The sequence below is a fragment of the Bacillus cereus G9842 genome (genome assembly GCF_000021305.1).
In the GTDB taxonomy this organism is placed as follows: Bacteria; Bacillota; Bacilli; order Bacillales; family Bacillaceae_G; genus Bacillus_A; species Bacillus_A thuringiensis_S.
On record NC_011772.1, the window covers coordinates 2,941,045 to 2,966,040 of the forward strand.

Below are 24,996 nucleotides of genomic sequence, written 5' to 3' on the forward strand. Positions count from 1 at the left end.
AAACTAAAAAATCCACAGTGTAAAAAGTTGAACACTGTGGATTATTACATTTATTTTCCTTGATAATGCACCATATCATAAGGGTAGTATAAAGTATTTTTTAAACTTGAATCATCTAATTTTAAAATCTTTACGATTGCTCCGCTTTCGTAACTCCAATAACCATTGTAGATATCATTTTTATTTTCATGTGAATCATACCAGCCTGTATCACTATGCCCCTTATACCATTTTCCCTCTAAATATTCTTTCAATTCCTTTACTGATACTGATTCTTCTTTATTCTTTGCATTGACCACACGATAAATTGATTTATATGGGTCTGCAAAGATAAATTCTGTGGTATTCCCTTCCCAATTTTCATCTTTATAACTAAATAAAAAATCAATCAAATAATCATTCAGTTTCTCTTTTTCTACCAACTTTTCTAATTCAATTATATAATCTTTTGAAACATCTAGCATTATCCCAATAGAAAGAACCCACAATAAATCTATATATCTATATTTGCCACTCCACCCCTTTTTCATCGCCTCAATTATTTCGGGGTAAAAATCTCTTAGTACTTCCATAGGTCTTCCCATTGAATATAAACAATTAAATTTATCAATACAAATTGATTCAATATATCCATAAGCTCTTTTAATACTACCTAAATCATTTGGTCTTTCATTTTTTACTTTCATTGCTAATTCTTTATACTTTTCTATTCTATTATTCTGTCTATTTAAATAATCCTCGAAATAATCTTCATTTTTTAAAATATCTCTCATTTCATTCTCCTTACTCAATTATTTTCTTCCCAGAAGAATCCAAAATGCTTTTAACCACATTACCATCCTTATCAACATTAATTAGTATATTTTGTACATTTTCAGGATTCAAAAGCATTTCTTCTCGAATTTTATCTGCCATTTCTTCTCCAACAGTTGATTCCAAACGTCTAGAACCATCTATCCATGTTTCGCTCATTTGCTTTCCATCTTTTGTATTTGAAAGTTGCGCAGTATTATACTTAGCCTCCGCTATTACATACTTAGGCGGCGGAGATGAATTTTCATATATACCATCTATTCCCTTAACAATTTTTTGATCTAATGTTAATACACGATCATCACTAATTCTAGTATATGTTTGACTTTCAAAAAAGTCATCCATCTTCATTTCACCATAATTTCCTTTACGCTTCGTTGTTTTTAAAGCTACTTCGCCACTTTCTACTGATTCTATTACCGTACGTTGTTGTGCTCTAGCTGCTTCTAATGTTTGGGCTACTTTTCTAGATTCCTTAGCTATTTCACCAGTTTTACCCTTACTACCATCTTTAGATTTCGCAAACTTATAATAAGCTTCTATTAATTCACCTTGAGGTATTTTGGTTACAACAGTTCCACCAACACTAGAGAATGCATAGGAAGCCTCTTTCTTAAATGATTGTAACATTTCAAGCGTAGGCTGCAATTCTTTTGCTAGTTTTTCTGCATTAGCAATTGTACTTATTCCACTTGATGTCTTTGCGATATGACCGATTTTATTTAGCGCCTTTAACTTATTTACTTCTCCTACATAATATATATACTCTGAAATACTCTACTTAATTTACAGAACCATTCGTAAACACAAAAATAGTGGCAGTTGGATTCTCCAAACTACCACTATTTTTAAATTCTTCATTCATTAAATTACGTATAAATTAGTTTTTTAACGTTACTCATGATGCGTATATTTCGATTTGTTCATTATAGAACTTCCTCTACATCGACACTCTCAATCTTCACTTCATACATATTTGGGATGCTTGCTTCTTTTGGTACCCATGCATAATAATTTTGATCATTCTCTAACATAAATTGAACTAACTTTGTTTCTGAAACATTCCAGAAATTTTTAAGATTATCGATGTAGTCCTCTAAATCTTCTTTATAGTCCAATTGTAATATATAATCTCTTACCGTCAGGGCAAACACAATTAAACTTCCTAATAGATTTTTTTGTTCATTTTCTTCTTCATACTCTTGTGGTAAGAACCACACTTGACCTATTCCTATCGTTTTTTTGTATTTTTCATAAAAACTACTATCATCCATATTCTTATAATCATGTATTAATTCATTGACCAATGAATGCCATTTTGGAGGAATAATATTTTCCAATGCAGGATTATTTTCAATTCCTTCTACTATATCCTCGATTTCTTCTGTCTCATCTTCATAGTGATATTCACTTAGGTCTATATGCTTAAATTTCATTTCATTTTTATAATGTGCCAAATCATATGGATAATGATTATTATCTTTTAAACTTATATCATCCAGTTCCAAAATTTTCGCAAGCGCTGCCGTTTCAAAGCTCCAATATCCTACATATCCAGGTTCTTTATGCGCATTTTTCCACTCATAATCATAATGGCCTCTAAACCATTCTTTCTCCATGTACGTTTGTAATCTTTTAGACGCTTCTTTTTTATCTGTTTGTGCAAGTTCTATAATTTCTCTCGTTTTTGCATATGGATTTTCTTTATAATATCTATTCATCATTTTTGTGTATCCGATATCACTAGCGCATAAGAGGAAATCAATTACTGCGTCATTCACATTTTTTTTATCAACTATCTTTTTTAATCTTTCTATATTCTTTTTATCCGTTTCTAACAAAATCCCTAAGGAAATCATCCAAATCAGACTTAAATATCCAATTTCCCTACTTCCTGTATTCTCTAAATCATAAATTGCATTATGAAAATCTTCTTCTATTACACTAACATCTTCCCCTAAAGAATACTTTGCCCTAATATCCTCCATCTCATATCTAAAATTGGCTAGATATGTCCCTTCTATAATACTCTTATTATCTTTAGAATATCTTTGAATTCCATTTTTAGTATCTTCTTCTAAACTTTTAATATCTTCTCTATTTTCCTCTATAAACTCTTTATGATATTCAATTCCTTCTCTACACTTTTCTTCTATACATAAATAATCTCTCATACCATTCAATTCCTCCTAGCTTCTAAATTATGGCCATTCTCCAACGATGTTACCCTTTGCATCTATCTTAAATGTTTTAACCTTTCCGCTACTATCGACTTTTGATAATACTCTTTCTACCTTATCTCTCTCCAACGCTTTTGTAATCTTATCTGCTAATTTGTTATCTCCATCAACAGCTTTCAATATTCTACTTTTTTCAGTATTCACACCTGTCAACCAACCATCTGACATTTGTCGTCCATCTTTAGTTTTTCCTAATTGTGAACTACCAAACTTTGCTTCATCAATAACATATTTAATATTTGAATTTGGATTTGCATTTTCGTATAATCCATCAATCCCTTTTACTATTTTATCATTTATGCCTGATGGTGCACTTTTTCCGACTGGCTTTAAATCAAATCCAGCTTCTTTTAAACTTTGATTATTCAATAAATTGTCACTAGATTTTATTTCACCATAATTACCTTTTTGCTTATTTGTAGCTGTTTTTGCGTCAAAATTGTCTACATTTGTATTTTTGTTACTGCTAGGTTTACCCTTACCACCATCTTTAGACTTCGCAAACTTATAAAAAGCTTCTAATAATTCGCCTTGTGGTATTTTGGTTATAATAGTTCCACCAACACTAGAGAATGTATAAGAAGCCTCTTTCTTAAATGATTGTAACATTTCAAGCGTAGGCTTCAATTCTTTTGCTAGTTTTACTGCATTAGCAAATGTACTTACTCCACTTGATGCTTTTGCTCCTTTTGTGATATGGCCTACTTTATTTAGTGCCCTATCGCCTAATATTGTGGTAGCTATTTGTGTTAATCCATAGGTAGTCAATTCTGTACGACTCTCTGCATCTCCCTCTATCATATCTCGTTTTATTTTATTTGAAAATGCATGCCACATATTTTTTGCAGTTTCATCCAAATGGAAAAGTGCATAGGTTACATTAATAAAAGTTCCTATGTCCATATTACTTAAAGCTATTGCGGACTCGATTTCATCACCAATAGCTTTCCCCGATCCTCTTTGAATAGCTTCCCACATCTTTTTCGCTGTTTCAAACGTACCAACTATACTGTCTGCCGCATCGTCCCAAGCATTTCTAACCGGAGATTTCTCCTCAATTATGTTATTTGTTTCTATATCTTTAATTGACTGATCATTTTTTCGGGCTGTTTCTTCTATAATCCCCTGAATAGAACTCACCCAATCCATATTCAACCCTTGTGTACTAAACGTCCCACTCACAGGACTAAATCCTTTCCCGCTTTGCACTTCAGCGAGTCCGGCTGTGATGCTAGCGGCTAATTGGAGGGCGGTGCTGTAGTTGTTGCTGGACGAATGATTGAATTCATATAGACGCTCTAGTTTTTCTTCTAGTTTTTTTCTCATTGCAATTAAGACTGCAATAATTGCGTCTACTCCAGGCATTGGTGTAAGCACTTCTATTGCTTCTATACTTGCAATGGATTGATTGATTTCTTGTATTTGTTGTCTTATTTCATGTTCGATAACATCTGTTGAAGTAACTTTTGCTTGAAAATCGTTTGGAAATGCTTCGTTTTGGCGAATTAATTCTTCACATAAGCATATGATTCCTTGCGCTAATGGCCGGAATGTTTGGACAAGGTAGGCTTTTGCACTACTGTATGTTTGTCCTTGTAATACTGTGTCTATCGCAAAGGCATCAATAGATTGAATAGCTTGTTCCATACTTTGAATCGTAGCATTACATATAGCGTTCATACTTTGAGTTTGACTTTGTACTTCTCCCAAATACATGTTTAAACTCATGTATCGGCCTCCCTTTGTAGTTGCTGCTGTTCATAGGAAAGGTCGTTTTCTTTCTCACTGAAATGCCGTTTTTCTTTAAGCAACGTCTCTTTTTCATTTTCTAATTCGAATGTAAGTTTTCTTTCATACTGTCCGATTTCTTGCCGCATATTCGTAAAAAGGTGAAACACTTCTTTGTCGTCGTGCCAAGTTTCTAGTATTCGGTTAAATAAACGATTGCTTCTATTTTTCCATTCATGAAAACTAGCCTCAGCTCGTTCTTGATTTTGCAGCGTGATTCGGTTTTCATTTTGTTCTTCAAATATAATTCGTAATTTTTGATTACATTGACTGATTCTCGTTTCAATTTCTTGACTCATCTTTTCTCCCTACCTTTTCCCCTTTACGTAGGTTGTTACATTATTGAAAAGTCTTTTGAAGTCCAGTATCCATTTTCTCAAATTCATTTGCTACGGAATGGATATTATCAATCGTTTGTTGAAAAGTAGCGCAAAATTGTTTCGTGATTTGTAAATTTTGTTGATTTGCTTCTTGTGCTTTGAAGTTCACAGATAGTGTCGTACGCGTTGCCTTATTTATAGAGCGACTAGTAGCACTTTGCATCCTATCTGAAGCATTTCTCATTTTCGTTGCAAGTTGCGTTGCCGTATGCAAATTACTTTGAAATTCTCCCATTACTTACTCCCCTCTACCTTTTATTTACAAGAAAATTATAACACGGAAAAATATCCCAATAAACCGAATGTTCGAATTTAACATACAATTCACCACTGTTACTGAGGGTGCGAGCAACGCTTATCTATCAACATAACTGAGTCCAAGATGGATTCTACTTATACAAAAAAGATGACTTCAGCCATATGCTAAAGTCATCTTTTTCTACCTTATTATTTTACTAATTCTCCATTATAAGCTTTTATATTAAGCGGAGCAGTTAAAAATTGTGCTGCTTTACTAACGAAAGATGTGAAGTGTGCACTCGTATTATGGCTCGCAACTGCTGCTTCATCTTTCCATACTTCTACCATCGTATAAACACTTTCTTTTTCTGTATCTTTATATAAGTCATAAGATACATTTCCACTTTCTTCTCTTGAACCATGAATAAGCGGACGAATTTCTTCTAAAAATGCTTGTTGTTTCGTTGGATCTACTTGAAATATTGCGTGAATAATAATCATGGTGCTTCCCCTCTCATCTTTTACTTATTGAAGTTCTTTTATAAAATTATTTCCACTCTGCAACTTTTTCAATTGGAAGACGTACTGATTGGTAACCACTGTCTGCAGCTTTCCCGATTGAAATTAACATAACTGGTACGTAGCGTTCTTTATCTAGTCCAAATGCTTCTGCAATTTGGTCTTTTTCAAATCCACCAATTGGACAAGTATCATAACCGTGCGCACGAGCTGCTAGCATAAACTGCATCGCTACAAGACCACCGTCAATTAATACAGTGTCTTTCATTACTTCTGGTGTAACCATTGAGAAGTAAGCTGAAAGTTTTTTCATTTGGTCTTCTTTTACTTCTGCTGGCATTAAACCACGCTCTACTGCTGTACCGTAAATTTCTTCTGCGTTATCAAAGTTGTTTAAATCACCAAATAAAGCAATCATTGCTGAAGATGTTTCTACTTGAGATTGATTGAATTTCGCAAGTGGCGCAAGTGTTGCTTTCGCTTCGTCACTTTCAATCACTACGAATCTCCATGGTTGCATGTTTACTGAAGATGGTGCAAGTGTTGCTTCTGTAAGAATTTCTGTCATTTCTTCTTTGCTAATTTTCACTGAAGGGTCGTACTTACGAATTGAACGACGTCCTGTTAAAATTTCGTTAAAATCATTTGTTTTTACTGAGTTAGTCATAGTTGTATTCTCCCTTTTTTATAATTCTTTTATATTTTCTTGAATGTGATTTAACATATTTAAAAGATTATCGCGTTCTTCCTCACTTAATCCTTTAAATGCAGATGCTGCAAAACGTTCTTTTTCCTCTTGAAATGCTTGAATTTTATTTCGTCCCTCTTCAGTAAGAGAAACTAACGTAATTCTGTTATCATCTGGATTTTTACGTCTTACAATCATTTCATTGGCCTCAAGCTGCTTTAAATGCCTTGTTATCGCAGCATTATCAATATTCACTTCTTGTTGAAGTGCTTTTTGACTAATTTCACCTACTTCATATAACTGAAGTATAAGCTCTAATCGAGACTGGCTCATACCCGTACACCCTTCAAATTTCGAACTTACTTCTTTATTTAGAAAGTGTAATTTATATAAAATAATCGCTTCTTTTGAGCATGAACTTGTCAAATTAACCCTCCTTTACAATCAAAATAAAAATGTTTGATGCATCAATAGTTGATATGTCAATTAATATAATCTATATCGATTTAGAATGCAAGCATTTTGTTTTTATTTTATTTTTTCCAAATTAAGGCGCTTTGTAGCGTTACAAATAATGTTAATTGCACTATAATAATACTAATTTAAAGAACTGGAGAGTGATTGATAATGCGGCAATACACAAATAGAAATGAGGAAATGAAAATGGAAAATGAAATGAGGATATTCACAAATGACAACAATAAATATAGGGATTGTCGCGCACGTAGACGCTGGCAAGACGAGTTTGACTGAGCGTATTCTTTATGAAACGAATGTGATTAAAGAAATTGGCCGAGTAGATAGTGGTAATACACAAACTGACTCAATGGAATTAGAAAGACAACGCGGAATTACGATTAAAGCATCTGTCGTTTCTTTCTTTATTGATGATGTAAAAGTAAATGTCATTGATACACCTGGACACGCTGATTTTATCGCTGAAGTGGAGCGATCATTCCGCGTTCTAGACGGTGCGATTTTAGTTATCTCTGCCGTTGAAGGTGTGCAAGCACAAACAAAAATTTTAATGCGAACATTACAGAAACTAAACATACCGACAATTTTATTCGTTAATAAAATTGATCGTAGTGGAGCAAACACTGAAAAAGTTATGAAACAAATAAAAGAGGTTCTTTCAAATGAAGCATTCCCCTTCTACTCTGTTCTAAACGAAGGAACGAAAGAAGCCCGGATCATTGAATATAAATCATATGATGATTGTATGGAACTGTTAGCACCATTTAATGAATCATTACTTGAGTCATATGTAAATAACGAAATAATACCGGACGCACTATTAAGAGAAAAACTAGAACAGCAAATACAGCAAGCAAGTGTGTATCCAATCTTTTTCGGTTCAGCCATGACAGGTATAGGTGTAACTGAACTGCTCGAAAATATTTCAACCTTATTTCCAGCTAATAAGTCGGCAGAAAACGAAACATTATCCGGTGTTGTGTTTAAAATTGAACGTGAACCTTCTGGAGAAAAGGTTGCTTATATAAGAGTTTTTTCAGGTAGCTTACATGTTAGAAAATATGTTGATATACAGCGCGATGAGTCTCTACCACATAAAGAAAAGATTAAAAAAATGTATATGTTTCATAGCGGAAATGCTGTTCAATCTCCTATCGTTCCTAGCGGAGAATTTTGCAAAGTGTGGGGACTGAATGATATAAAAATTGGTGATATTATTGGTGAACGTACGGATTATATAAAAGATATTCACTTTGCCGAACCACAAATGGAAGCGGCCATTGATGCAGTATCAAAAGAAAGAATTCATGATTTATACGCTGCACTTATGGAGCTATGTGAAGAAGATCCACTTATTAAAGTGTGGAAAGATGATGTTCATAATGAACTATATATTCGCCTTTTCGGTGAGGTACAAAAAGAAGTAATTGAAACAACACTTTATGAGAAATATAATTTGCAGGTTACTTTTTCAAATACGCGAGTTGTATGTATCGAGAAACCAATTGGCGTAGGCAATTCTGTTGAAGTAATGGGTGAAAAAGAGAATCCATTTTACGCAACAGTCGGATTCAAAGTTGAACGTGGTGAACTTAATTGCGGCATAACATATAAATTAGGTGTTGAGCTCGGCTCACTACCTTTAGCATTCCATAAAGCGATTGAAGATACGGTATTTCAAACGTTAAAACAAGGATTATATGGATGGGAAGTTACAGATATTATCGTCACGTTAACACATACTGGTTATGCTAGTCCTGTTACAACAGCAAGTGACTTTAGAAATTTAACACCACTCGTTTTAATGAATGCTTTAAAGCAAGCTGAAACACATGTATATGAGCCAATAAACGAGTTTGAATTAACTGTACCGGAGCACGCAATTAGTACCGCGATGTATAAGCTCGCTGCCGTTCCAGCAACTTTTGCAGAGCCTATATTATATAATGATTCTTACCAATTAACAGGATCATTACCTGTTGCAAAAACAGAGAATTTTAAACGAATGCTACATTCATTTACAGAAGGAGACGGCATATTTACAACGAAGCCAGCTGGTTTCACAAAGCTTATGGCTCCCTTCCCTACTCGAAAACGTGTTGATTATAATCCGCTGAACCGGAAAGATTATTTGCTTCATGTGCTGAAGGCTTATTAAAGTAAAAGAGGTGCAATTCGCACCTCTTTTTGCATGTATTGATGAGTTAGTTTTTCCTAACAACTTCTTTAAGCTTTTCTATTATATTTGCTATCGCTTCAATTGAATTCTTTGTTTCATATTCCCCAACATTTACAGAATGATTTGCATTTTTAACAACATCGATCATTAAATTCGTTTTATGTAACTGATCAATTTGAGCTGCATTGTATTGGTGATCTTTATCCCCAATAACTAAAAGCCCTTCGTGTCGACTATGTAAGATAGAATCAAAAATTGTATCAAACGTCAGTAAAGGTGTAAGTAGTATCATTTTTGACTGCGCGAATTCGTCTCTCTTCATTAAATCATTTGCAATCGGAATTGTTCCGAGTGATTTCCCTAAAAACATAATATAGTTGTATTGCTCATCTTTTAATACTTCATTCATTACAGGATTAATATCGTCCATCATTACTTTCGTTACTTCTTCCATTGGTTTATTCATTAATTGTCCATCATAAGAATAATGAATATGTACAACATCTATTTTATGTTCAAGCATTAACATCATTGCATAATAAAATAACGGCTTATCATAATTGTATCCTGAACCTGAAAACATAAAGCAAACCCTACTAGAACCTTTTTCGATATGTGTGTAATAAATTACTTTGTCATTTATATGTACCTCTTTTTTAGTTCCCTTCACCATTTCCCCCTCCGAATACATTTAATCTTTTAAAACGATATGTTCTATATGAACTGCTATATCATTTACTTTTTCTTTTATAAACGCAGGCTGTAAATTATATGCCTCTAACTCTTCTACTGGCACCCACCTAAACAAATACGTTCTATCCTCTTCTTCCAAAATATATTGATCCACTCCATTTGCAGGTAACTCATGTAGCTCTACTTCATAATAAAAACTAATTTCATGAAACTTTCGCTCAGAAAGTGTAAAGAAATTTTCTACTGACCATATTAATCTTTTCCCTTTCATAGGAACACCTAATTCTTCTGCAAGCTCTCGTTTTAACGCATCCTCACTATTCTCTAACATTTTCACTCTTCCGCCTGGTACGTACCAAAAATCTTCACCGTCACATTGCTGAATAAGTAGTTTATTACCTTGTTTACAAATTGCTCCGACTCGGTAATTAAAACATGTTTCCTCTACTTTAAACGTAAGATCCATCCGTAACGCCCCCTTATATAAATATCGAATTATTACAAAACAATTATGTAATTACTGTACAAATAAGGTTACCAAATTTATCCACTCTATTCAATCGTTTTCGAATTTTCCGAACTCTTATTTTTCATCATTACAAGTGTATATACATATGTTACAATCACATTGCACACTAGAAAACATTATGGGGGTACGGATGGAAACGTTATTAATCCAGCAAACTGAGAAATCAAATAAGTTTTGGAAAATCGTTGTGAAAGAAAAAGACTATGTTGTGTTTTACGGAAAAATTGGCACAGCTGGCAGTGTGAAAGCGAAAGAGTTTGAAACAGAAGAAGAATGTATGAAAGAAGCTAATAAACTAGTTGCTTCCAAACGTAAAAAAGGATATACAGACCCGTTGCCTGGGGAAGATTACATAAAAGAAAAAACGATAACCGAAGAAGAATTTTGGGAGCTACTTCATCGTGCAAAAACGAAAGGTGAGGACCAAGAAGAACAAATAGAATGGCTTACTTCTCACCTTGCTAAACGTACAGTACATGAAATTGTAGCTTTTGATACGCATATGCATCGCCTTTTGAAAGACTCCTATACCTCCCGTTTATGGGCAGCAGCCTATATTATTATGGGTGGCTGTTCAGATGATACTTTCGATTACTTCCGCGGATGGTTATTATATCAAGGAAAAGAGACATACGAAGCTTGTATTGAAGATCCAGAACGATTAATTCCTGTATTAGAAAATTTGAGTGAGTATGACGTCCCAGAAATAGAAGAACTTTCTTTATATTTCGGTTTCACTGTATATGCAGAAAAAACTGGTGACGAAGATGATACTTACTTTACACTTTACCATGTCTTATCTAATGAAGAATTCGACGATGTAGATTTTGAATTTGACTGGAATGAAGACGATGAAGAAGGTTTAAAAAAGATGTTTCCTAAGCTATGGGAACTGTATGGAGAAGAACCGTTTGAGTGGTAGATTCATATTAGGACTCTGTTTAAGCAATAAACAGAGTCCTTTTTTCACAAGATTCTTATTTAAACTCTCTTTATTTCATACCACTTATCCAATAACATCTTTTCTCTTTTCCTTGAAATACCTGCTTTTAATTCCCATTCGTCCACACTCTTCATCCACTCATACACATCTGTAACTGTATGTTCTAACCTTCTAAAAGTAAGTCCTTCTTTAATAGCTCTTTCAATACAAATAGAAAAACCACCTTTCCACGGCTTCGTTTCACCTTCTAATGAAAAAGTTTCTGGAAGCCATAAAGGCATCTCTGTCCAAGGCTGCACTTTATGTTCATTCATAAACGATTCCTCTATCCAAACGAATTCAGCATCACTATTCGTAACTTTTTTACACGTATTTAATAGCTCTTCCATCGTCAAATCATAATTCGGACCTGTTACATTGAATGTACCTGCATTTTTGTTTTCTGCCATGTTTAGTCCCCAGTTTGCGACATCTTTTATATCAACTATTTGCACTGGACGGTCTTTTCTTCCTGGAACTAACACTTTACCTCCTTTTGCTACACGCCCGATCCAGTATGGAAGTCGATCTGTATAATCGAACATTCCTGAAAGAAGTCCTGCTCTTACGTGTAAAACACGCCCCGGCCAATACTTCTCTGCTTCTTTTTCACATAATACTTTCAGCGCACCATAATGCTCATAAGGAGAAACTTCACCATTCTCTACAGCCTTTATTTGCTCTTCCGTTGGTTCAGGTTGTAATATATAGTCTTCTTTTATGTCATGCGGGATCCAATCTTTATATACGGAAAGGCTTGAGATGAATATATAATGTTTTATATTATCTTTTAAGACATCTCCAGTATTCCGAATGTGATGCGGAGAAAACCCACATGTATCCACGACAACATCCCATTTTCGATTTTCTAAACTTGATACATCACCATTTCTGTCACCGATAAGCTGCTCCACTTCAGGAAAAATTTCTTTGTTTGTTCCGCGGTTAAATAATGTAACTTCATGCCCTCTGTTCAAAGCCTCTTCTACAACAGCTCTTCCCAAAAATCGTGTACCACCTAGTATTAAAATTTTCATGGTTCTCCCCCATTCATCATTAAAAATCCTTTCTTTTGTTAAACGATTTTTTGCTCTTAAAAGTTACGGGTGGAATGCAGATTTTCACTATAATCTTAGTTCTATAAAATAAAAAGTAATTATTAGCGCCCATTCTTTACCTTTACACAATCTCCCCATCAATTAACTCAATAATTCTATTACACTTATTCGCTACCTCAATATCATGCGTTACAATAATAATCGTTCGTCCTTCTTCATTCAGTTGTAATAGTAGATCCATAATTTCTTCTCCTGTTTTTCTATCTAAATTCCCTGTCGGTTCATCAGCCAAAATTATTTCTGGTTCGCCTACTAACGCTCTAGCAATTACGACGCGCTGCTGTTGTCCACCTGATAACTCGTCCGGTGTTTTATGCATATGTTCTTTTAAACCTACTTTTTCTAAATAGAACTTCGCCTTATTTTCTCTTTCTCGTTGCTTTAACTTTCTATATGTGAGTGGTAGTGCTACATTATCCAGTACAGTATGTTCTTTTAACAATGCAAAATATTGAAAAATAAATCCAATCATTTCATTTCTTGTTTTATGAACTTTATTCGCTCTAATTTCATTTAATGGTTTTCCATTTAACGTATATTCACCCTCATTTGGCATATCAATTAACCCTATAACATTTAATAGCGTACTTTTCCCCGACCCTGATCGACCCATTATCGCTATAATTTCGCCCTTATTTATCGTTAAGTTTATACCATTTAACGCGAACGTATTATGGTTCTTGTTACTATACACCTTCTTAATGTCTTTCAATTCAATTAAACTCATTATTCCATCCCACCTATTAATGTTTTCGGTTCAAGTTTTCTAATAAACAAGAAGACAATGAGATTTGAAATAATGATGATCACTAATAAGAATAGGAATACAAATAATAAAATAGGCATATTTAAATTTATTTCGCGTACAGATGCCATATCAAAGTCCTTCGAAACTTGCAGATGATCCTCATATCTCCATAAAAAGTAAACTATCGATAAAAACTTACCAACTATCGCAATACATATGTTTTCTAATACAATTTGAATGAACATCCCAAACTTACTTTCTCCAAGGACCATCTTAATACCAAATTCCCTCTTTCTCATCATGATGGAAACAATTGTCGTTACGACAATTCCCGCTATTATAAATAAAATAAATAGACTTCCTACTATAAGATCGATATTTTCCGTATCCATACTACTAGTAACGGCTTCATTTATTTCTTCTCCTAAATTTTTCAAGTACAACGTAACGTCGCTTCCCTTCAGTTGAATCATTTCTTGTAGTTTGTTTACATCTGCGTCTCTTTTTAAATTCATAATTGTACTTTGATGTAATCTTGAAAACATTATTTCATAATGTTCATATCTATCAATTGGCATGGGTGATAGCATAGCCTTATCTAATTTCTGGTATATATTCGCTCCGTTACCATTTATAATGAATTTATTTCCCGGCAAAAATCCAATAATCGTATATTGATTATTGATTGTATCCCCTATTTGAAAATATTTCTTAAAGTAAGGACCTAGTAAAACATTCGTTTTCTCTTCACTATTTTTTTGGAAGTCTTGATAAGAAAAGCCTGTTCCAGCTTTTATAGGTATATTCAGTAATTTATAATAATTTTCATCTATTGTAATTATAAGAATAGTAGGGTTTTTATCGCGAAAAGTTTTATTTTTCAATTCTTCTAACATAATTTCTTGGAGCAGTCGATTGCTTGATTCTAGTTCGATTATGCTCTCTTCGTATGTACCATACGAAATCACATCTTTATTTTGCTGCATTTTTTTATAAACTTCTTCGATTTGCCCTTTATTAAATTGATCTGCCTTCAACCTATCAGTAGTCATCTCATCATAAGTGATAAAATATGTACTTTCTAAATCTAGCAACGAGTTGGAACTGTTTCCAAGATAGTGAAAATTACAAAGCATATTAATGGAAAGGGTTATTGCCGCTAATCCAAACGTGAATTGTATTAAGAGAAATATGGAAATGAGCAATCTATTTTTCAAAGCCATAAGAGCACTTTTTAGTCTCATCTTATTTACTCCTTTAACGCTTTAGCAGGTTCAATTTTAAGTATTTTGAAAAATGGTATTACAGCGGTGATGAACGAAATAAACAAGGAAATTACTACACTCATCACAACTTTGAAAACATCTATATGAATAGTAAAACCCATTACATATACTATACTTTTATTCATTGTACTTAAAATCCACTGCATACATATCGCACAAATGACTGCAACGATTGCGCATATGAATAATTGGCTAAATATAAATACAAATAAATTCAAATTGCTTGCTCCCAACGTTTTCCTTAAGGAAATACTCTTCTTCTTCGTGTAAATCCAAAAATAACTCGCAATTATACAGTTCATTACAGCAATAAAAAGTAGACTGTACGGAAGAGTAAGTTGTGCTCTCATAGCTTTATTCGAGCTTTTTTCGTTCTCATAATTCTCTTTTTCATTTATCACTTTCGCATTTGTATCAGTTCTATTTTGCTTAACATACCGAATAAATGTATCTATTTCTTGTTTAGGATTTTCGTTAGACCTTACTATCATTTCAAATGTATTTTCATTTTGCATACGTCGCTTTATCTCATCAGGCATGTCACTTAAGCCGACAAAAACATTGTAGTCATATGCGTATCCGGTATTCGCAGCGCTCACGCCTTTAACTCTATATTCTCTACTAAACAGTTTTATTGTTTCAGATTCTTTATAAATTCTCTTTCCGACAATTACACTATTTTCTTCCCCATCTTCCATATGAGAACCCTTTATTAAAGGCGGAGACCAATTTTTATTTATAAGACCAACCATCGTTACTTCACCTATGCCTGGCAGTTTGGTTCTCATATCATTTGTAATAACACTTGAATTCTTAAAACTAGTTTCTGTTATCGCTTGGATTGCTTTAAAATCCAATTCCCCAAAACTAGTAAGCTGAATAGCATAGTAATATTTAAAATAACCATTTTTATACTCATAAAATTTTTCATCGTAATAATCTCGAATCGACATCGCTATAAGTATGGGCAGAATTGTTAAAGTAAATCCAATAAATAGCATAATGAATATTTTTATGTTCACTGCTATTTCTTTTAATATTAGATTCATATACCCTCCAAACGTCAAAAAGATAAATATCCTTTTTGACAAATTCCATATAAACGCTGTACTTATCAAAAAAGCTTAAAATATTATTCTGTTTCCTTAAGCCATCAAGAAATGCACATTAGCTTTTAATTCGTTTTTCATACACACTTCATCCCCTTTCTTTAAAAGATTTTTAGTATGCGGCTTCATTATACATAGAAAAATAAAGGTTAAAATCAAGCCTTCGAAATCTTAACATTTTTTTACGCTATATTTATTTTCCAGTTAACTTAATGACATTAAGTTATTTTCCCATCTCCCTTTCTATGTAAAATGCCATATATAAAGGCGGTATGAGATCTCATACCGCCTTTATATCTTAAATTTAATTGTTTTGTAAGTAAGGAAGAATATATTTCACAATCAATTCCCATCTATCCCGTGCATTCGGTATAATTTCAGAAGCAATTACTACAACCAAATCCTGCTTCGGAATACAACAAATCATATTCCCACCATCACCCATAGCACAGTATGAAAAGATTCCATCTTCTTCTCGTAACCACCATAAGTAACCATATTGATTTGAATTCATCGCTATTGATTCTATTATCCATGATTTTGATAGTATTTGTTTTCCATTATGAATACCTTCATTCAAATACATCTGTGCAAACTTCGCCATATCCCTAACCGTTAACGTTAGTCCCCAACCGCCTGTTGAAATACCATTTGGATCGTGAACCCATCCTTTCACATCTTTTCCGAATAGGTCATCAAATCCAAATGCTTTCATATTATAGTTTGGAATTTCTCTCATATCGAGTGGTTGAAATAAGTATTTGTTTGCAAATTCACGAGCACTTTTTCCTGTTGTGCTCGTAATAATTGCTGATAGTAAATGAGCTCCTGCAGATGAGTATTTAAAAGATCCGATTTCTCCGCCGTTCCCCATTCTATTAAGTGTATACTGTACCCAATCCTCTTGTGTACATAGTTCTTCTAACGGTTCCTGCCAATCCGTAAAAGGATATGGTGCTGTCATTGTAAGGAGGTGTCGCACTGTTATGTCAGATGCCTTAAGTGTATATTCAGGGAAAAACTCTATTACTTTTTGATCAACGCTTTTTATATAGCCCTTATCTATACATATCCCAATTAACGCAGAGATTATCGTTTTTGTAACTGACGCTACATGAAACGCATTATCTGGACTGTAACCATTATAATAATTTTCAAAAACAACATTATCTTTCTGCACTACTAACATACCATTAATATTTTTGCATTCTTCTTTTATAATACAGTCTAGCTTTTCAGCAGTTTGCATTGTTCTTCCCCCTTAATCAACGATTAAAAAGGTTCGATAGGTACATATATATCAACTATATGTTTCTTTTCCGGGTGCTGCCTTGGGTCATTTTTATACATTTCAAAAGGATATGAATCTCTCGGTTTATATCCGCTATTTGGAAGCCACTCACCGTATAAGAAATCCCATGCTCCTTTATATTCATCTTGGAATATTTCAAAATGACCTACCGCATACTTTCCAGAAGGTATAACCATTATTCCAATGTCGTTCGTTTCTACTGCGGACTCATTTGGAATTGTTATGCATAAACTAGTTCTTAAATGATTGTCCTCAGTAAATTCATGATGATCGTGGTAAATGGTTAATACTTTCGTATCCTCAAATACATAATAGTTTTCCACCGCTGCGTAATGAAATAATTTCTCTATCATTTTTGGAAAAGCTATCGTTAACTCTTCATATGTACCGATATGTCTTTTGTATGCGACGTTTATATTATCCGCTGTTACAATTTCAACATTTCCTCGAACCTTCTTACACTCATTGTATTGAGAAGTTTCGCTTACGTCTTTGCAATTCTTGCTATTATCGTTTCGATATTGAGATGGACTTATTCCGTAATGACTTTTAAATGTGCGGGAGAAAACTGCTGAATCTGTAAACCCGAAGTGATACGCAATATGTGTAATCGTCATATCTGTGCGATATGTAAGTAGATTTGTTGCCCTTTCTAACTTCAATCGGTTTACATACCGTGATAATGGCTCGTCTACTATCCCCTTGAAAATCCGATGAAAATGAAACTTTGAAAATCCTGCTATATCCGCTAGCTCTTCAATGGATAGTGAATCATTTATGTGTGATTCTATATAATCTTGCACTTTATAAATGCGTCGTAAGTATTCATTTCTACTTTGTTTACTCTCCATATTTTTATCTCCTCACAACAAAAAGGCTACCGTTAAGCTAGCCTACTTTTACACATTTTTCAAAAACAAAACTCTACTACCGCCGTTCCCATCATAATTTGTATGTACCGATACACCCTCTACCTCATCATCCCCGGCCTCAATTCGAAAACCGATTTCTTGATGAAACTGTATCGACTTTTTGTTAATTGGTGACGTAATTGCTTTTACAACTTTACGATTATTTGCACGAGCGATATCAAAGAAATAAGAATACAATGTCGATGCGATTCCTCTTCTTCTATACTTCGGATTGACACCGATAAAATGAACATATGCTTCATCTTTATATGTTTGTGAAAAGAATCCACATAAGAAACCTAACGTTTCGCCATCTTCTTCAATGATAAAACTCGTTTCTTGAAAATGAACGAAGAACAGTTTTGGCAACATAGCAGCCATATCTCTACCGCCCCACCAATCATTTAAAACAGAATGAATCTTTACATAATCTTCCCCTTGGATGTTTCTTACTTGCATATGTTTCTCCCTTTCACTCACTTCATTTTTTCATAAATTTTAATAACCGTTTCTACTAAAAGGATGAATACCCATATTCCACAAAATACAAGAACAGACTGAAATATCGATCCAATTATCATAACACCAACTGCACCTGTTATTGAAAAAGATATTCCACCAAGCCCTGGATCCTGTATAAATGCTCCAGCAGAAAAAGCGGTTATAATTGATACTATTAAATAAATAACACTCATTATTTTTAATATTTTTATAGAAAGATACGAAGTTTGTTCTTTCTCCACTTGTGATAATTCGATTTCCCCGCTCGCAATTCCTTTTTGCAAACAGTCCTCACATAAAAATTCTTCCTTAATTTTTTTACCCCCATGTATTGTACCCGTTATCTCTTTACACCTTGAACATTTTCGATTTATCATGTTGTTACCACTCCAATCTATTAAGATTATACTTATATCATTCCGCATTTACCTTAATATCCCTTTTATGTATTTTATAGAGAAAGGTCGTGTTTTATGATTTCAAAACTTACGTTTGGCTCGAAAAAGCGTACCGTTCATTATGTATTAAGACCTAGTTGTTATGCAGTTATTTTCCATTCATCTTCTTCAATGATTGCTGTTATCCAAAAAGGTGACCGTTACTTTTTACCTGGTGGCGGTATGGAAGGTAATGAAACAAAAGAAGAATGCTTGCACCGTGAACTACTAGAGGAATTAGGATGGGCAATTAAAATTGATCAGTATATCGGTAATGCGGCTCGATATTTTTATGCAGAAAAGGAAGATACATATTATTTGAATGATGGATTCTTTTATATTGCGAACATGGTGCAGAAACAAACTGAAAACTGTGGGGAGGATCATGTTTTACGATGGATGTCTCCATTACTTGCTGTTAAGCTTCTCATTCACGATCATCAAAAATGGGCGGTTGAACAAGCACTTTTATTACGAAAACAAAAATGATCTCCTTCTATATGAAAGAGATCATTTTTACTATTAACTGACTTTTTTCAAATTGAAAGCAGGCTTTTTGATTCCGCCTTTTTTTACAACATATAAGCCGATGAAGATAATAAGTCCGCCAACGAGTTGCATCATATTAATTTGCTCTCCAATTGTAACTGCCGCAAAGATAACTGCGAACAATGGTACGAGATACATATAAACCATTACTTTCGTTGAGCCTATTTGACTAATACCGACATACCACATTGCTAGTCCGAAGATGGTCGCAAAGATGATTGAATATGCTAGTGAACCCCAGCTTGGCGTATCTACTGGCCATGTTAAAGAGTTTACGTTGAATAAACAGTATATAACAAGTGGTACAATTCCAATTAAAGTAGACCATGATGTAACTCTCATTGCGGAGTATTTTGTAATAAGAGGTTGCGCTAATATTGGATACCATCCCCACGCAATTGCTGCGACTAATCCAATTACATTTCCGAGCCACGCATATTCGTAAGTAGCTCCTCCTGTATGTCCTGTTAATAAAACAAATGCTGCACCAATAAACGCTACTATTGAACCAATTTGTACTTTCATCGAAAAACGTTCTTGTTTGTGCAATACTGCTAATATCCCTGTAAATATAGGTGACATCGCAATTAATAATGAGGCGTTCGTTGCTGAAGTATATTTCACAGATAACATAAACATCGTTTGATACATTGCCGTACCAACGATACCGACTACTACTAATCGTAACCAATCTTTTCTTTCAATACGTAATGAGCGTTCCATCATAAATGTAATAAGTAATAAGACCGGTGATGCTACTAAAAATCGTAAACTATTAAATTGAATGGATGACATATATGCCACGCCATACTTTCCTATTGTATAATTTGCTCCCCATACTAACGCTACTGATACTAGGAGCCATTCCATTTGCCATCTTTTCATCCGAATCTCCCCTTCCATATTTAGCATAGTAAAATTGGCTGGATATAGCACCGTCCAATTGGCTGTTTTTTTACCCAGCCAATTTGTTATACTTAATGTATATAAGAGATACGGAGGCGTTTGTATGGAATGGAAGCTAGATAGTGACAGTAAAATCCCTATTTATCAGCAAGTGGTTGACTTTATTGAAAAACGTATTACATATGGAGAACTTCCTCCAGGAAGCTTCCTCCCTTCAGAACGGAAATTAGCTACGCAGTTAAATGTAAACAGAAGTACAGTAACGACTGCTTATAATGAACTTCGTGCTATGGGAATTGTAGAAAGTACGACTGGTAAAGGTACACGTGTGAGTACACATATGTGGGGCGTTTCTCCAACATTAACGCCGAACTGGAGAAATTTCGTAGAAGGTGGTACTTTTTTACCAAACTTACCACTACTTCGCCATATTCGGGCAGAAGTACAACAAAATGAAAATATTATAGATTTCGCTAATGGAGAACTCGGTTGTAATCTTTATCCTCACGATCAACTACAAACGATTTTACGTGAACAACCGTTAACGCATTCATTAAGTTACGATCATCCGCAAGGCTATCTCCCGCTAAGACAAGCGGTCGTAAAATATATGAAGGAATATTTAAAAGTTGAGGCGACTGAACAATCCATTATGATTACATCGGGCGCTCAACAAGCACTGCACCTTATCGTGCAATGTTTATTAAATCCAGGTGATGCTGTTGCTTTCGAAAGTCCTTCACACTGTTATTCCCTGCCGTTATTCCAATCAGCAGGTATTCGTATTTTCCCATTACCTGTCGATGAACACGGCATTAATCCAGACGATCTACAAGAGCTATACAGAAAGCACCGCATTAAAATGATTTTTTTAAATCCAAATTTCCAAAACCCTACGGGGACGATGCTTCATCCAAACCGTAGAAAAAAACTATTATCACTTTGCGCAGATTTACGAATTGCAATCGTTGAAGATGATCCATCTAGTTTGCTGACGCTAGAAAAGAAACAACCTTGTCCTACTTTGAAATCAATAGATGAAAATGGAACTGTCATTTATGTACATTCTTTATCAAAAATGATTGCGCCAGGATTACGAGTCGGTTGGCTTGTCGCCCCGCAGTCTGTCGTAGAGCGATTATCAGATGCACGGCACCAAATGGAATTAGGAATGAGTATTTTCCCGCAGTGGCTTATGCAACAATTTTTTGAAACTGTACCATTTCAGTCTCATATCGTACCGTTACGAAAACAACTAGCAGAAAAAAGAGACGTTATCGTTCGTGCCCTAAACGAGCAACTTCATGATAAAATCTCTTTTTCAAACCCTACTGGTGGTATATACATTTGGGGGAAATTAAAAGAACCTATAAACGAAAAACAAATCATTATGCAAAGTTTAAAACAAGAAATTGCTTTTATGCCAGGTAGTATTTTCGGTGCGAAAGATGGTTATATACGTTTATCTTATGGAAAAGTGGATATTGATCAAATTGAGGAAGGTATTTCTCGTTTACGCGAGGCTATTTTGGTATGTGAAAATAACTTTAAATAAAGCTTTCTCGTTTGACAAAACCTAAATCTACCATTATTATCAACTCGAACCTATTTATAGGAGTGATAAAATGAAGATTTACGTTGATGCAGATGCTTGTCCTGTAAAAGATGTAATTATTTTTGAGGCTACGAATGTGGAAATTCCTGTTACCCTCGTTACTAGCTTTTCACATTATTCTAATGCAGAGCAGCCAAAAGGTGTCGAAACAATTTATGTTGATTCTGGAGCAGATGCTGCGGATTACCGGATTATGCAGTTAGCAAAAAAAGAAGATTTAATCGTAACGCAAGATTACGGTCTTGCTTCACTCGCTTTAGCAAAAGGCTGTATCGTACTACACCATAAAGGCTATAAGTATACGAATGACAACATTGAACAATTGTTACAAACACGGTATTTAAGTGCAATGGTTCGAAAAAGCGGTAAGCGTACAAAGGGACCGAAACCATTTACAGCAGAAGATAAAGAGAAATTTAGAGCGCTCTTTAAAAGTATGATCGCTCATTAAAGATGAACCTTCTTTTCGCAAGGAAAACTTCGCAACACAAAGAAGAGAATATCCAAATGAACATTCTCTTCTTGAGGTTTACCCGTTTAAAATGAAGGTAAATTATCTAAGTTATTTTCCTTTATTCCATCAGGTTCACTACGTATAATATCTCTGCCATACTTATGAAATACGTCTACATGAGCTAACTTCCCTGATTTTGCTTCTTCAAGGGCAGTCATATAATCTAACTCTCTCCCGCTACTTGTTTTAAACGCAATTAAATCACCATCATCATTTTTACGAACAGCAACAATTTGTTCTGCTCCTGAATTAACTTCATGGTCTACTTCAAATTGAGCTTGTTCTTCTCCTTGATGTAAGTAATCATTATAAACTTTTTCAAAGTCTTTATTGTCCATAACATTCACCTCCAACACATTTTTTAGTATGGTTGGGAGGTGTTGGTTTTATGTACCTTTTTATTAACTTAACAAGACTTTACTACTCCAAATATATAATGCAAATCATAATTTTATCCTAATATAAATTTATTTTATAAACCCTCTACTTATTAATTTAAGGTAAATTTAAGTGTTAATATTTTCCTAACAACCTTATAATTTAATATATCGAAACAAAATTTGAAATGGGGAATGGTTAAGATGAATATAGATTTTAATCGTTTAACTAATATTTGTTTAGAGTTTCAACAATCTAGATTTTATGTTACTAGAATTCCTAAAGATTTCTTATCAATTGCTCAAAAACGTTTTTCTATACCAACGGAAGATCAAATTGTCGCTTTTTTAAGTTGTAATTTATTAGGATCAGGCAAGTATGGTGTTTACTTTACGAGTTCGGGTTTATACTGGAAAAATTGGTTATTAGGTAAAGGAAATTTGAAATGGGAACAATTAAATAAAGTGCAACAAATTGAAATTGATAAAGATGGTTTCTTATCTTTTGATGCACAAAAAAGTTTCAATATTAACGGGAGTGACTATCCCCCACTATTATTTAAAGAATTGCTAATAGCTCTTACGAATTCATTCCAAAATTCAAAACAACAGGATATACATCCAATTATAAAAATGGATGAGATAAAATCTATTTGCTCTTTATTTGAAACGCACAATGAATTATTAGAACCTGATAACGGATTATTTGTAGACACTCATATTTCAGAAAAAAAGTTAAAAGCAATTGAGGCACGATTTATCATTCCAAAAGAAGAACAGATCATCGCTTTTTTAGATACATCTGTTCTTGGGAATATGGGGAAAGGATCGGATGGGGTATTAATTTGTCAATCAGGTATATATTTTAGAGAAGCTTTTGTACACTTATATTTCCCATGGCATGTTTTTAAAAACATCCCTATTACTTTAACTTCGGATGAATTTGAAATTGGGAAAGGAAATATATTTCATCTTCTACATGCTAGAATGCCTAGTCAAGATATTCTATTATTCATCAAGAATTTAAAACAGTACGTGAATAGTTTATATGAAGAACAACCACAATTACATATTTAATACACTCGTGTATAGTTAAGTCTAAAATTTCAATTCAACTAAAAAACCGATTATTTTTGTAGAGGGCCTACAAGTATAATCGGTTTTTTACTCTTATTCTTTTCTTATATTCCTATTTTTAATACCTACGCAACCCTTTCAAAGTCTCCAATATATCCTCTGTAAAGGCTGTACTACCCTCTGTCTCTAAAACTCTAAAATATAAACTTCTTAAGAAAGCTCTAATATTTTGTACTAAAATATCATATTGAGGATGCGGGATGTCTTCAACAATTGCTATACTATGTAACCAGTTGCTCCACTCTTCTTCAGTTAAAAGATTTTGGTTACGTAACGACATAATTGGTGCTACTAATCTCTCATCCTCAAAGTGAATGTATACGTAGTCATGTAAGCGTACCTTCTGGCGAACAGCAGCTAGTATTGCATATGAGAACTCACGATTTTGGATTGTACGTGCTAAAGCATCGAGCGCATCTGCTGCATGTGCAGTAGAGTGTGCCCAGCCTTTTCCTTCTACGTAGCCTCTTACATCTTCTTCTAAATATACATATTCCAGCACTTGTTCTGCCACACTGTACAGTTGTTCTTCAGATAACAATGGTTCTCTTTCATGAACAGATAAAATAAGTGGTGGAATTAATACAGAAAATGCACGTTTAAAGACAGAATCTGTTCCCTTTTCACCAATTTTATAAAATAAATAATCAGGGCTAATTGCTTGCAGCATTAATCCTCGTAATTCTTTTTGTCTAAACACATCATTTGTAATCCATTTGTGAAGCGTACTATAAATTAAATCATCGCGTAATTCAGCATCAGTTGACCCGATATAATCTAACATCCACTGTGCATATGGATAAGCATCTACGTCTTCTGGTACAGCATAATTATTATTTTTAATTTGTAGTAGTTCTTCTTTTAGTTCTAGTACTTCATTCATTATATTTCTTGTCCCCTTTTTGCGTTTTTTATTGTCTTATCCCCTTTTATTTGCTTCATAAAATT

Annotated in this window: 28 protein-coding genes; 6 read left to right on the forward strand and 22 right to left on the reverse strand. The window is 33.9% G+C overall.

Translation table 11 applies throughout. The features are described 5' to 3' along the window. Positions 1-50 precede the first annotated feature (50 nt). The 9 genes from BCG9842_RS14825 to BCG9842_RS14865 all read right to left on the reverse strand — a co-directional run bounded on the left by BCG9842_RS14825 (position 51) and on the right by BCG9842_RS14865 (position 7,094). On the reverse strand, positions 51-773 hold the full coding sequence (locus tag BCG9842_RS14825) for a PoNe immunity protein domain-containing protein (protein WP_001204728.1): 723 nt from the start codon (positions 771-773) through the stop codon (positions 51-53). 10 nt (positions 774-783) lie between these two features. Next, a complete protein-coding gene (locus BCG9842_RS14830; RefSeq protein ID WP_000941894.1) occupies positions 784-1,443 on the reverse strand; it encodes a hypothetical protein in 660 nt (219 codons plus the stop codon). Positions 1,444-1,739: 296 nt separating this feature from the next. Then, positions 1,740-2,987 carry a PoNi-like cognate immunity protein gene (locus BCG9842_RS14835; RefSeq protein WP_001205859.1) on the reverse strand — a complete coding sequence of 416 codons (1,248 nt, stop codon included), beginning with the start codon at positions 2,985-2,987 and terminating at the stop codon, positions 1,740-1,742. A 27-nt stretch (positions 2,988-3,014) separates the two neighbouring features. Then, positions 3,015-4,781, reverse strand: coding sequence for a T7SS effector LXG polymorphic toxin (locus BCG9842_RS14840; RefSeq protein ID WP_000056109.1), 1,767 nt, complete (start codon positions 4,779-4,781; stop codon positions 3,015-3,017). Beyond that, positions 4,778-5,140: a DUF3958 family protein gene (locus BCG9842_RS14845; RefSeq protein ID WP_000076598.1), complete on the reverse strand. Its 363-nt coding sequence runs from the start codon at positions 5,138-5,140 to the stop codon at positions 4,778-4,780. Before BCG9842_RS14845 ends, BCG9842_RS14840 begins: the two co-directional genes overlap by 4 nt. A 40-nt stretch (positions 5,141-5,180) precedes the next feature. Beyond that, entirely contained in the window at positions 5,181-5,456 is a 276-nt protein-coding gene (locus BCG9842_RS14850) for a TIGR04197 family type VII secretion effector (protein ID WP_000503638.1), read from the reverse strand. Between the two features lie 212 nt (positions 5,457-5,668). Next, complete coding sequence (locus tag BCG9842_RS14855) at positions 5,669-5,962, reverse strand: putative quinol monooxygenase (protein WP_000583832.1); 294 nt, start codon at positions 5,960-5,962, stop codon at positions 5,669-5,671. A gap of 46 nt (positions 5,963-6,008) precedes the next feature. Further along, entirely contained in the window at positions 6,009-6,647 is a 639-nt protein-coding gene (locus BCG9842_RS14860) for a nitroreductase family protein (RefSeq protein WP_000185391.1), read from the reverse strand. 18 nt (positions 6,648-6,665) lie between these two features. Continuing rightward, positions 6,666-7,094: a MarR family winged helix-turn-helix transcriptional regulator gene (locus tag BCG9842_RS14865; RefSeq protein WP_000204172.1), complete on the reverse strand. Its 429-nt coding sequence runs from the start codon at positions 7,092-7,094 to the stop codon at positions 6,666-6,668. Positions 7,095-7,359: 265 nt separating this feature from the next. Between BCG9842_RS14865 and BCG9842_RS14870 the strand changes: the two genes are divergently transcribed. Next, on the forward strand, positions 7,360-9,303 hold the full coding sequence (locus tag BCG9842_RS14870; protein ID WP_000207814.1) for an elongation factor G: 1,944 nt from the start codon (positions 7,360-7,362) through the stop codon (positions 9,301-9,303). 46 nt (positions 9,304-9,349) lie between these two features. Here BCG9842_RS14870 and BCG9842_RS14875 read toward each other — a convergent pair whose 3' ends face one another. Together BCG9842_RS14875 and BCG9842_RS14880 are read right to left on the reverse strand one after the other, a co-directional pair. Continuing rightward, on the reverse strand, positions 9,350-10,015 hold the full coding sequence (locus tag BCG9842_RS14875; RefSeq protein WP_003309633.1) for a hypothetical protein: 666 nt from the start codon (positions 10,013-10,015) through the stop codon (positions 9,350-9,352). Further along, positions 10,016-10,483: an NUDIX hydrolase gene (locus tag BCG9842_RS14880; RefSeq protein ID WP_000366255.1), complete on the reverse strand. Its 468-nt coding sequence runs from the start codon at positions 10,481-10,483 to the stop codon at positions 10,016-10,018. It abuts the gene before it with no gap. Between the two features lie 193 nt (positions 10,484-10,676). Here BCG9842_RS14880 and BCG9842_RS14885 point away from each other — a divergent pair, with 193 nt between their 5' ends. Continuing rightward, positions 10,677-11,468: a DUF4240 domain-containing protein gene (locus BCG9842_RS14885; RefSeq protein ID WP_000449117.1), complete on the forward strand. Its 792-nt coding sequence runs from the start codon at positions 10,677-10,679 to the stop codon at positions 11,466-11,468. A 59-nt stretch (positions 11,469-11,527) separates the two neighbouring features. On the opposite strand, the gene BCG9842_RS14890 is transcribed toward BCG9842_RS14885, so the two are convergent. The 8 genes from BCG9842_RS14890 to BCG9842_RS14925 form a co-directional block, all read right to left on the reverse strand. Next, entirely contained in the window at positions 11,528-12,565 is a 1,038-nt protein-coding gene (locus BCG9842_RS14890; protein WP_000697752.1) for an SDR family oxidoreductase, read from the reverse strand. 142 nt (positions 12,566-12,707) lie between these two features. Beyond that, positions 12,708-13,373, reverse strand: coding sequence for an ABC transporter ATP-binding protein (locus BCG9842_RS14895; protein ID WP_000052375.1), 666 nt, complete (start codon positions 13,371-13,373; stop codon positions 12,708-12,710). After that, positions 13,373-14,638, reverse strand: coding sequence for an ABC transporter permease (locus BCG9842_RS14900; RefSeq protein WP_001237490.1), 1,266 nt, complete (start codon positions 14,636-14,638; stop codon positions 13,373-13,375). Before BCG9842_RS14900 ends, BCG9842_RS14895 begins: the two co-directional genes overlap by 1 nt. Before the next feature lie 5 nt (positions 14,639-14,643). Continuing rightward, positions 14,644-15,729, reverse strand: coding sequence for an ABC transporter permease (locus BCG9842_RS14905; RefSeq protein ID WP_001048976.1), 1,086 nt, complete (start codon positions 15,727-15,729; stop codon positions 14,644-14,646). Between the two features lie 364 nt (positions 15,730-16,093). Then, entirely contained in the window at positions 16,094-17,038 is a 945-nt protein-coding gene (locus BCG9842_RS14910) for a serine hydrolase domain-containing protein (RefSeq protein WP_001192444.1), read from the reverse strand. 23 nt (positions 17,039-17,061) lie between these two features. Further along, on the reverse strand, positions 17,062-17,952 hold the full coding sequence (locus tag BCG9842_RS14915; protein WP_000444277.1) for an AraC family transcriptional regulator: 891 nt from the start codon (positions 17,950-17,952) through the stop codon (positions 17,062-17,064). Positions 17,953-18,000: 48 nt separating this feature from the next. After that, positions 18,001-18,471 (reverse strand): GNAT family N-acetyltransferase, encoded by a 471-nt coding sequence (locus BCG9842_RS14920; protein ID WP_001198087.1) that lies wholly within the window; start codon positions 18,469-18,471, stop codon positions 18,001-18,003. A 17-nt stretch (positions 18,472-18,488) separates the two neighbouring features. Next, a complete protein-coding gene (locus BCG9842_RS14925; RefSeq protein WP_000610481.1) occupies positions 18,489-18,890 on the reverse strand; it encodes a DUF3980 domain-containing protein in 402 nt (133 codons plus the stop codon). Between the two features lie 96 nt (positions 18,891-18,986). Between BCG9842_RS14925 and BCG9842_RS14930 the strand changes: the two genes are divergently transcribed. After that, on the forward strand, positions 18,987-19,439 hold the full coding sequence (locus tag BCG9842_RS14930) for an NUDIX hydrolase (protein ID WP_000624005.1): 453 nt from the start codon (positions 18,987-18,989) through the stop codon (positions 19,437-19,439). Positions 19,440-19,472: 33 nt separating this feature from the next. On the opposite strand, the gene BCG9842_RS14935 is transcribed toward BCG9842_RS14930, so the two are convergent. After that, entirely contained in the window at positions 19,473-20,384 is a 912-nt protein-coding gene (locus BCG9842_RS14935) for a DMT family transporter (RefSeq protein ID WP_000832990.1), read from the reverse strand. 124 nt (positions 20,385-20,508) lie between these two features. Between BCG9842_RS14935 and pdxR the strand changes: the two genes are divergently transcribed. Both pdxR and BCG9842_RS14945 read left to right on the forward strand, forming a co-directional pair. Further along, positions 20,509-21,960: a MocR-like pyridoxine biosynthesis transcription factor PdxR gene (pdxR, locus tag BCG9842_RS14940; RefSeq protein ID WP_000454929.1), complete on the forward strand. Its 1,452-nt coding sequence runs from the start codon at positions 20,509-20,511 to the stop codon at positions 21,958-21,960. Between the two features lie 70 nt (positions 21,961-22,030). After that, positions 22,031-22,471, forward strand: coding sequence for a YaiI/YqxD family protein (locus BCG9842_RS14945; RefSeq protein ID WP_000708771.1), 441 nt, complete (start codon positions 22,031-22,033; stop codon positions 22,469-22,471). 86 nt (positions 22,472-22,557) lie between these two features. Here BCG9842_RS14945 and BCG9842_RS14950 read toward each other — a convergent pair whose 3' ends face one another. After that, positions 22,558-22,872 (reverse strand): DUF3892 domain-containing protein, encoded by a 315-nt coding sequence (locus tag BCG9842_RS14950; RefSeq protein WP_000368862.1) that lies wholly within the window; start codon positions 22,870-22,872, stop codon positions 22,558-22,560. A gap of 243 nt (positions 22,873-23,115) precedes the next feature. Here BCG9842_RS14950 and BCG9842_RS14955 point away from each other — a divergent pair, with 243 nt between their 5' ends. Further along, positions 23,116-23,988 carry a hypothetical protein gene (locus tag BCG9842_RS14955; RefSeq protein WP_001017805.1) on the forward strand — a complete coding sequence of 291 codons (873 nt, stop codon included), beginning with the start codon at positions 23,116-23,118 and terminating at the stop codon, positions 23,986-23,988. A 118-nt stretch (positions 23,989-24,106) separates the two neighbouring features. On the opposite strand, the gene BCG9842_RS14960 is transcribed toward BCG9842_RS14955, so the two are convergent. Then, on the reverse strand, positions 24,107-24,931 hold the full coding sequence (locus BCG9842_RS14960; protein WP_001006698.1) for a DUF2785 domain-containing protein: 825 nt from the start codon (positions 24,929-24,931) through the stop codon (positions 24,107-24,109). Positions 24,932-24,996: the final 65 nt, after the last annotated feature.